At 72.5% G+C, this 8,490-nt stretch carries 6 protein-coding genes; 2 read left to right on the top strand and 4 right to left on the bottom strand.

Translation table 11 applies throughout. From position 1 onward, the window contains the following. Positions 1-238: 238 nt before the first annotated feature. Positions 239-3,439, top strand: coding sequence for a sacsin N-terminal ATP-binding-like domain-containing protein (locus tag ACZ4FH_RS22885; protein ID WP_467306959.1), 3,201 nt, complete (start codon positions 239-241; stop codon positions 3,437-3,439). 22 nt (positions 3,440-3,461) lie between these two features. Here the strand turns inward: ACZ4FH_RS22885 and ACZ4FH_RS22880 are convergent, their stop codons facing one another. The 3 genes from ACZ4FH_RS22880 to ACZ4FH_RS22870 form a co-directional block, all read right to left on the bottom strand. Then, positions 3,462-3,602 (bottom strand): hypothetical protein, encoded by a 141-nt coding sequence (locus ACZ4FH_RS22880; RefSeq protein ID WP_467306929.1) that lies wholly within the window; start codon positions 3,600-3,602, stop codon positions 3,462-3,464. Positions 3,603-3,652: 50 nt separating this feature from the next. Next, complete coding sequence (locus ACZ4FH_RS22875) at positions 3,653-6,151, bottom strand: cation-translocating P-type ATPase (protein ID WP_467306928.1); 2,499 nt, start codon at positions 6,149-6,151, stop codon at positions 3,653-3,655. Positions 6,152-6,330: 179 nt separating this feature from the next. Beyond that, positions 6,331-6,621 carry a DUF2530 domain-containing protein gene (locus ACZ4FH_RS22870; protein ID WP_467306926.1) on the bottom strand — a complete coding sequence of 97 codons (291 nt, stop codon included), beginning with the start codon at positions 6,619-6,621 and terminating at the stop codon, positions 6,331-6,333. A 187-nt stretch (positions 6,622-6,808) separates the two neighbouring features. On the opposite strand from ACZ4FH_RS22870, the gene ACZ4FH_RS22865 reads away from it, so the two are divergent. Then, positions 6,809-8,263 carry an NCS2 family permease gene (locus tag ACZ4FH_RS22865; RefSeq protein ID WP_467306925.1) on the top strand — a complete coding sequence of 485 codons (1,455 nt, stop codon included), beginning with the start codon at positions 6,809-6,811 and terminating at the stop codon, positions 8,261-8,263. A gap of 16 nt (positions 8,264-8,279) precedes the next feature. Here ACZ4FH_RS22865 and ACZ4FH_RS22860 read toward each other — a convergent pair whose 3' ends face one another. Next, positions 8,280-8,486 (bottom strand): ribbon-helix-helix protein, CopG family, encoded by a 207-nt coding sequence (locus ACZ4FH_RS22860; RefSeq protein WP_383642518.1) that lies wholly within the window; start codon positions 8,484-8,486, stop codon positions 8,280-8,282. Positions 8,487-8,490 lie beyond the last annotated feature (4 nt).

Raw genomic sequence — 8,490 nt, 5'->3', positions numbered from 1 at the left:
GCGTGCAGGGGTGTCCCCGCAGGAAATGGCGTACGACCCGGCCCACCCCTCGTACCGGGGTGAACACGCCATTTCTGAGGAGTCACCCCGGAGGGGCCCCGCCCCCACCCACCGGACACACCGCGCACCCCACGGGATCCCCGCACCATCGAGGCCCCCGGGAAGCGCACACTGGGCAGCGCTGGGTAGGCGCAACCGGAGCATGGACAACGGACGAGGGAGTCACGGCGTGGGCATCATGGTGACCGAGGGGGCCGACCCGTTCGGAACGGCACGGCTGCGGCGCGGTGTGCTCGACGCCTGGGGCGCCGGCCCGGCGCGTTTCCGCGAGGACGCCAACGCGGAGGAGGACCTGGCGCTCGGCGGCTACCGCGACCGGCTGGTCGTGGAGCTGGCACAGAACGCGGCCGACGCCGCGGCCCGCGCCGGAGTCCCCGGCCGGCTCCGGCTGACGCTGCACCCGGCGGCCGACGGCACCCCGCCCGTCCTCGCCGCCGCGAACACCGGGGCCCCGCTGGACGCCGCCGGGGTGGAGTCGCTGTCGACGCTGCGCGCCTCCGCCAAGCGCGAGGGGCACGAGAGCGCGGTCGGCCGGTTCGGCGTGGGCTTCGCCGCGGTGCTCGCGGTGAGCGACGAGCCCGCCGTCGTCGGCCGGCACGGCGGGGTGCGCTGGTCGCTGGCCGAGGCCCGGGACCTCGCCCGGGAGGCGGCCGTCGGCAGCCCCGGACTCGGTGACGAACTGCGCCGGCGCGACGGCCACGTACCGCTGCTGCGGCTTCCGCTGCCCGCCGAGGGCACCGCCCCCGACGGCTACGACACGGTGGTCATCCTGCCGCTGCGCGACGCGGCCGCCGAGGACCTGGTGGAGCGGCTGCTGGGCGCCGTGGACGACGCGCTGCTGCTCACGCTGGGCGGCCTGGAGGAGATCGTCGTCGAGACCCCGGAGTCCGTACGGACCCTGCGGCGCTCGCAGCACGGCCCGTACACGCACGTCGAGGACTCCGCGTACGGCACGAACCGCTGGCGGACCGTCACCCGCCACGGCGCGATCGAGCCCGCGCTGCTCGCGGACCGGCCGCTGGAGGAACGGCTGCGCCCGCACTGGACGGTGACGTGGGCGGTCCCGGTGGACGAGGACGGCGCCCCGGTCCATCCCCGTACCGCTCCAGTGGTGCACGCTCCGACGCCCACCGACGAACCGCTCGGCGTGCCCGCGCTGCTGATCGCCTCGCTGCCGCTGGACACCACCCGGCGCCATCCCGCGCCGGGACCGCTCACCGACTTCCTGGTGCAGCGGGCCGCCGACGCGTACGCCGAACTGCTCGCCGACTGGCAGCCGGTGTCGGTCGCCACGATCGGCCTGGTGCCCGGCCCGCTGGGCAAGGGCGAACTGGACGGTGCCCTGCGCGCGGCCGTGCTGGAGCGGTTGCCGCGCGTCGCGTTCCTGGCCGCCGCGGCCCCGCGCGATCCGGCCGCCGAACCGGACCGCTGGGACGGCTGGGACGCCCCGGCCGCCGCTTCGGGGGCGACGGCGGCGCTGCGGCCCCTGGAGGCGGAGGTCCTGGAGGGCGTCGGCGCGCAGACGGTCGCCGTCCTCGCCGAGGTGCTGCCGTGTCTCCTTCCGGCCGGACTGGAGCGCCGCGTCGAGCTGCGCACGCTCGGGGTGGCCCGGGTGCCGCTGACGGAGGCGATCGACCGGCTGGCCGGGCTGGAACGCGAACCGGGCTGGTGGCGGCGGCTGTACGACAGCCTGACCGGTGTCGACCCCGACCGGCTCACCGGCCTTCCGGTGCCGCTCGCCGGGACGGCGTCGGAGGGGCCGGACCCGGACGTTCCGGCCGTGCCGCGGACGACGATCGGTCCCCGCCAGATCCTGCTTCCGCTGCCCGACGCGCTGACCGGGCCCGTTCTGGAACGGCTGGGCCGGCTCGGTCTGAAGGTCGCCCACCCGGACGCCGCGCATCCGCTGCTGGAGAAGCTCGGCGCCCTGCCCGCCACGCCGCGCGCCGTGCTGACGACCCCGCAGGTGCGGGCCGCCGTCGCCGGTTCGCTGGACGCGGACGAGATCTGGGACGAGGACGCGCTGGACGGCGAGGAGCTGGCCGAGACCGTGCTGACCCTGGTCAGGGATGCGGGTCTGGAGCCGGGCGACGAACCGTGGCTGGGCGCCCTCGCCCTGCCCGACGAGGACGGCGAACCGGCGCCCGCCGGGGAACTGGTGCTGCCCGGCAGCCCGTTCGCCGCCGTGATGCGCGAGGGCGAACTCGCCCTGTGCGACGAGGAGCTGGCCGCCCGCTGGGGCGAGCAGCCGCTCACCGCCTGCGGGGTCCTCGCCACGTTCGCCCTGGTCCGGGCCACCGATGTGGTGCTCGACCCGGACGAACTCGACCCGCGCGACGGTGACTTCGCGGAACCGGATGACGCCGGGCTGCTCGACGCCGTCGACGTGTGGTGCGAGGACGTCCTGGACGGGCTCCCGGACGCGCCGGTCCCGCCGGTCGCCACCGAGATCGTCGCCGTCCGCGACCTCGACCTCGTGGACGACGACGCCTGGCCGCAGGCGCTCGCCCTGCTCGCCCGGCCGCCGCTGCGCGACGCGCTGACCCAGCCGGTCCGCGTGCTGCTCCCGGACGGCACGACGGAGTCGGTGCGCCCGTACGCCGCGTGGTGGCTGCGCGGCCACCCGGTGCTGGACGGCCGCCGCCCGGCGGGGCTCCGCGCCCGGGGCGGCGATCCGCTGCTGGCCGGTCTGTACGACTCCGTGGACGCCACCGGCTTCGACGACGCGCAGGTGCTGCGCGCCCTCGGGGTGCGGACCTCGGTGGCCGCGCTGCTCGACGAGCCCGGCGGGGCGGCCGAACTCCTGGGCCGGCTCGCGGACCCGGACCGCCCGGTCGGCCCCGTACAGCTCCATGCCCTGTACACCGCGCTCTCCGCGCTCGATCCGGAGCAGGTGACGCTCCCGGACGAGCTGCGGGCGGTGGTCGACGGCGAGGTGCGGGTCGTGGACGCGGCGGACGCGGTCATCGCGGACGCCCCCGACCTGCTGCCCCTGACCGGCGGGCTGCCCCTGCTCCCGGTCGCCCCGGCGTGCGCGGCGGATCTGGCGGACCTGCTCCAGGTGCGGCGGCTCGGCGAGTCCGTCGAGGCCGGGGTGACCACCGAGGGCGAGGAGCACCGCGTCCCGGGCTCCGTCCGTGTCCTGCTGGGCCCCGCCACCCCGGACACCTATCTGGAGCACGGCGAACTCCGCGCGGGCGGCGTCGAACTCGACTGGCGCCGCACCCCTGACGGCACCGTCCACGCCGCCACCCTGGAGGGCGTCGCCGCCGGACTGGCCTGGGCCGCCGGCCAGTGGCCCCGCCGCTTCGAGGTAGCCGCCCTGCTGGAGGACCCCTCCCGTACGGAGGAACTGGCCCGCGACCGCTGGTTCGACTGATCCGGCGCGCGGCGGCCGGGCGCTACTTCCGGTCCCGCCGCATCCGCCACCAGATCGCCGCCACCAGCAGCACGGCGATCACCACCAGCCAGGGCACGACGTAGCCGGGCACCGTCCCGTCGGTGGTGCCCGGCTTCACGTAGGCCAGGTGCGCTGTCGTCATCGCGGCCCTCCCCCTGTGCCGGTCCGTGGTGCGACCGTAGCGCCGCAGCCCTACGCGGGCCAGCGGCGCCCCACCAGGCGCCAGGCGTACTCCAGGGCGACCGAGGCGATCGCGGCGATGCCGACGGCGGTCCACGGCATCGTGGTGCCGACCAGTTTCAGGGCGAAGAAGTCCTGGAGCCAGGGGACGGCGAGGACGAGGAGGAAGGCGGCGCCCATGGCGAGGACGAGGCAGATCCGCCACCAGGTGTAGGGGCGGGCGATGATCGCGAGGACCCACATGGAGACGAGGAACAGGGTGAGGGTGGCGGTGCTCGTCTCGGCGTCCAGGGCGCCGGTTCCGGCGTAGTGGGAGCGGGCGATCAGGTAGGTGGTGAAGGTGGCGGCGGCCGCGATGACGCCGGAGGGGATCGCGTACCGCATGACGCGGCGGACGAAGTGCGGGTGGGCGCGTTCCTTGTTGGGGGCCAGGGCGAGGAAGAACGCGGGGACGCCGATGGTGAGGGTGGACAGCAGGGTGAGGTGGCGGGGCAGGAACGGGTATTCGACCTGGAAGCAGACGACGAGGACGGCGAGGAGCACCGAGTAGACGGTCTTCGTCAGGAACAGGGTGGCGACGCGGGTGATGTTGCCGATGACGCGGCGGCCCTCGGCGACGACGGAGGGGAGCGTCGCGAAGCTGTTGTTGAGGAGGACGATCTGGGCGACGGCCCGGGTGGCCTCGGAGCCGGAGCCCATGGAGACGCCGATGTCGGCGTCCTTGAGGGCGAGGACGTCGTTGACGCCGTCGCCGGTCATGGCGACGGTGTGGCCGCGTGACTGGAGGGCGGCGACCATGTCGCGCTTCTGCTGGGGGGTGACGCGGCCGAAGACCGCGTTCTCCTCCATGGCGGTGGCCATCTCGTCCGGGTCGGTGGGCATCCGGCGCGCGTCCAGGGTGTGTTCGGCGCCGGGCAGTCCGAGCTTGGCGGCGACGGCGCCGACGGAGACGGCGTTGTCGCCGGAGATGACCTTGGTGGCGACGCGCTGGTCGGCGAAGTAGGCGAGGGTCTCGCCGGCGTCGGGGCGCAGCCGCTGTTCGAGCACGATCAGGGCGCTGGGCACGGCCCCGTCGGCGAGGGTCGGGTCGTCCAGCTCGCCCTTGACCCGGGCCAGCAGCAGGACCCGGAGCCCCTGTTCGTTGAGCTGCTCGATCTCGGTGAGGGCGGCGTCGTCCTCGGGGAGCAGGACGTCGGGGGCGCCGAGCAGCCAGGCGGAGGCGTGGCCGTCGCCCTCGTCGAAGGAGGCGCCGCTGTATTTGCGGGCGGAGGAGAACGGGAGGGTGCCGGTGACGGTCCAGGGCCGGTCGGGGTCCGCCGGGTAGGCGTCGACGATGGCCTGGAGGCTGGCGTTGGGGCGCGGGTCGGAGGAGCCGAGGGCGCCGAGCACCCGGCGGAGGTAGGGCTCCTCGGTGCCGTTCAGCGGGCGGGCCTCGGTGACGTCCATGCCGCCCTCGGTGAGGGTGCCGGTCTTGTCGAGGCAGACGACGTCGACCCGGGCCAGGCCCTCGATCGCGGGCAGCTCCTGGACCAGGCACTGTTTGCGTCCCAGCCGTACGACACCGATCGCGAAGGCGACGGAGGTGAGCAGGACCAGCCCTTCGGGGATCATCGGGACGATGCCGCCGACGGTCCGGGCGATGGAGTCCTTGATGTTGTTGTCCTTGACCACCAGCTGACTGATGATCAGCCCGATCGCGGTCGGGATCATCATCCAGGTGACGTACTTGAGGATGGTGGAGATGCCGCTGCGCAGCTCGGACTGGACGAGCGTGAAGCGGGAGGCCTCTTCGGCGAGCTGGGCGGCGTAGGCCTCGCGGCCGACCTTGGTGGCGGCGAACGCGCCGCCGCCCGCGACGACGAAGCTGCCGGACATGACGGGGTCGCCGGCCCGTTTGAGCACGGGGTCGGCCTCGCCGGTGAGCAGGGACTCGTCGATCTCCAGGTTGTCGGCCTCGGCGACCGTGCCGTCGACGACGACCTTGTCACCGGGTCCGAGTTCGATCACGTCCCCGAGGACGATCTCGGAGGTGGAGATCTCGGCGGTGACGCCGTCGCGCCGGACCGTGGGTCTGGCCTCCCCGATCACGGCGAGGCTGTCGAGGGTCTTCTTGGCCCGCCACTCCTGCACGATGCCGATGCCGGTGTTGGCGATGATCACGAAGCCGAAGAGGCTGTCCTGGATCGGCGCGACGATCAGCATGATCAGCCAGAGCACGCCGATGATCAGGTTGAACCGGGTGAAGACATTGGCCCGGACGATTTCGGTCAGGGACCGGGAGGACCGTACGGGGACGTCGTTGACCTCGCCGCGGGCGATCCGTTCGGCGACCTCGGCGGCGGTGAGTCCGCGCCGCACGGCGGCCGGTTCGGGCAGCTCCACCGGGTGGACCGGATCCAGTTCGGATCCGGCGTCGATCATCACCGGCGGTTCGGCGGAGCCGGTGCCGGAGGGTTCGGTGGAGGTGCCGTCCGGCAGGTCGCCGGAGGGATCGGGTGCCCGCTGAGTCATGGTTCCGACGGTACGGGCGGATCGTCCGCTTCACCCGCCAGGGGGTCCGAAGATCAGACCGGGGGAGGAGGGGAATGGTCCCGTGGTCGTACGCGCGGTCCCGGACAACGCCGCGAGCAGGCGTGCCAGGCGTCGCCGAGCAGGCGGGACTTTCCGGACACGCCGAGGGCCTCCGCGTCTCAGGCGGAGGTGCCGGCGGCGTCCGCGCCGTCGCCGGAGGCGTGGGCCGCGGCGGCCCGCTTGATCGCCGCGTCGCGTCCCCGCACGTACCAGATGCCGATCAGGCCGAGGCCGGCCCCGGCCAGGCAGGTCCACACCCACCACAGGTGGCCGTGGTCGTCGAACCAGCCGTAGAACGGGATCTGGACCAGGAAGAGGACGAACCAGAGGATCGTGCCGCCGGTGATCGTCGCGACGACCGGGCCCTCCAGGGGCTCCGGTGCCTCGTGCTTCGCAGTCCACTTCGCCATGCCGCCAGTGTAAGCGGCGGGTACATAAAGGCCGTCGGCCCAGTCGGCCCAAGGGTCTACGCGCGGAGATAGCGATCTTCGCCTTATGTATTCATACTGAATCTGCTTAAGACTGGCTCGAATTATTCGTGTGAATGTCCAAAGCTGACCACTTTTTACCTCCTTCTACGTACGACTGAGGTCATACATGTCCCCCTCGGCCACCGCTCCGGTCGACCCCAAGATGCCCTCGCCGCCTTCGTCGGCCGGCGGCCTGGACCGCTTCTTCAAGATCTCCGAGCGGGGGTCGACGATCGGTCGCGAGATCCGCGGCGGTTTCGCCACGTTCTTCGCGATGGCCTACATCATCGTGCTCAACCCGATCATCCTGGGCAGCGCGAAGGACATGTACGGCCACCAGCTCGACGGCGGCCAGCTGGTCACCGCCACGGTGCTGACCGCCGCGTTCTCCACCCTGCTCATGGGCGTCATCGGCAACGTCCCGATCGCGCTCGCCGCCGGCCTCGGCGTCAACACCGTCGTCGCCCTCCAGCTCGCCCCCCGGATGAGCTGGCCCGACGCGATGGGCATGGTCGTCCTCGCGGGCATCGTCGTGATGCTCCTGGTCGCCACCGGGCTCCGCGAGCGCGTGATGAACGCCGTACCGACCTCGCTCCGCAAGGGCATCGCGATCGGTATCGGCATGTTCATCCTGCTGATCGGCCTGGTCGACTCGGGCTTCGTCTCCCGCATCCCGGACGCCGCGCACACCACCGTGCCGCTCCAGCTCGGCAACGACGGCCACCTCAACGGCTGGCCGGTGCTCGTCTTCGTCCTCGGCGCGCTGCTCACCCTCGCGCTGATCGTCCGCAAGGTGCCGGGCGCGATCCTGATCTCCATCGTCGCCATGACCGTCGTCGCGCTGATCATCGACGCGATCGCGGACCTGCCGGGCGAGGCCTGGGGTCTGACCGTGCCGAAGTGGCCGGGCAACCCGGTCGACACCCCGGACTTCGGGCTGATCGGTCACGCGAGCCTGTTCGGCGGCTTCGACAAGGTCGGCGTCCTGACCGGCATCCTGTTCGTCTTCACCGTGCTGCTGTCCTGCTTCTTCGACGCCATGGGCACCATCCTCGGCGTCGGCGACGAGGCCAAGCTGACCGACGAGAACGGCAACTTCCCCGGCATCAACAAGGTGCTGTTCGTCGACGGCATCGCGGTCGCCGCGGGCGGTGGCACCTCCTCCTCCGCCTCGACCTGCTTCGTGGAGTCCACCGCGGGTGTCGGCGAGGGCGCGCGGACCGGTTTCGCGAGCATCGTCACGGGTCTGCTGTTCACGGCGGCGCTGTTCCTCACGCCGCTGGCGACCATGGTCCCCTCGCAGGCGGCCACCCCGGCCCTGCTGGCGGTCGGCTTCCTGATCATCGCGGGCTCGGTGCGGGACATCGACTGGAGCGACTACACGCTCGCGATCCCGGCCTTCCTGGCCATGGTCATGATGCCGTTCACGTACTCGATCACCAACGGTATCGGCATCGGCTTCATCGCGTTCTGCGTGCTGCGGCTGGCCGCCGGGCGCGGTCGCGAGGTGCCCGTCGCCATGTACGCGGTGTCGGCGGTCTTCGTCTTCTACTACGCGATGCCGGCGCTCGGCCTCACGTGATCCCCGGGGCGGGGGCTCAGGTGACCTCTTCGGCCCTGGCCCCCTCCGCCCCGTAGAACTTCTCCGTCTCCTCGACGGCCGACTGGAAACGTTCGTCGAAGTCGTCGCGAATGAGCGTCCGGACCACATAGTCCTGGACGCTCATTCCGCGTTTTGCGGCGTGCTGCTTGAGCCGGTCGAGCAGCTCACCGTCTATGCGCAGGCTGAGCACTGTCGATCCCATGGCA

The sequence above is a fragment of the Streptomyces sp. NPDC024555 genome (assembly GCF_055559335.1).
The sequence above is the reverse complement of the archived record's forward strand: the minus strand, read 5'-3'. Positions and strand labels throughout refer to the sequence as shown.

Coding starts and splice junctions, on each gene's coding strand:
- ACZ4FH_RS22875 (WP_467306928.1), bottom strand. CDS start 6,151: ATGACTCAGCGGGCACCCGATCCCTCCGGCGACCTGCCGGACGGCACC.
- ACZ4FH_RS22880 (WP_467306929.1), bottom strand. CDS start 3,602: ATGACGACAGCGCACCTGGCCTACGTGAAGCCGGGCACCACCGACGGG.
- ACZ4FH_RS22865 (WP_467306925.1), top strand. CDS start 6,809: ATGTCCCCCTCGGCCACCGCTCCGGTCGACCCCAAGATGCCCTCGCCG.
- ACZ4FH_RS22860 (WP_383642518.1), bottom strand. CDS start 8,486: ATGGGATCGACAGTGCTCAGCCTGCGCATAGACGGTGAGCTGCTCGAC.
- ACZ4FH_RS22885 (WP_467306959.1), top strand. CDS start 239: ATGGTGACCGAGGGGGCCGACCCGTTCGGAACGGCACGGCTGCGGCGC.
- ACZ4FH_RS22870 (WP_467306926.1), bottom strand. CDS start 6,621: ATGGCGAAGTGGACTGCGAAGCACGAGGCACCGGAGCCCCTGGAGGGC.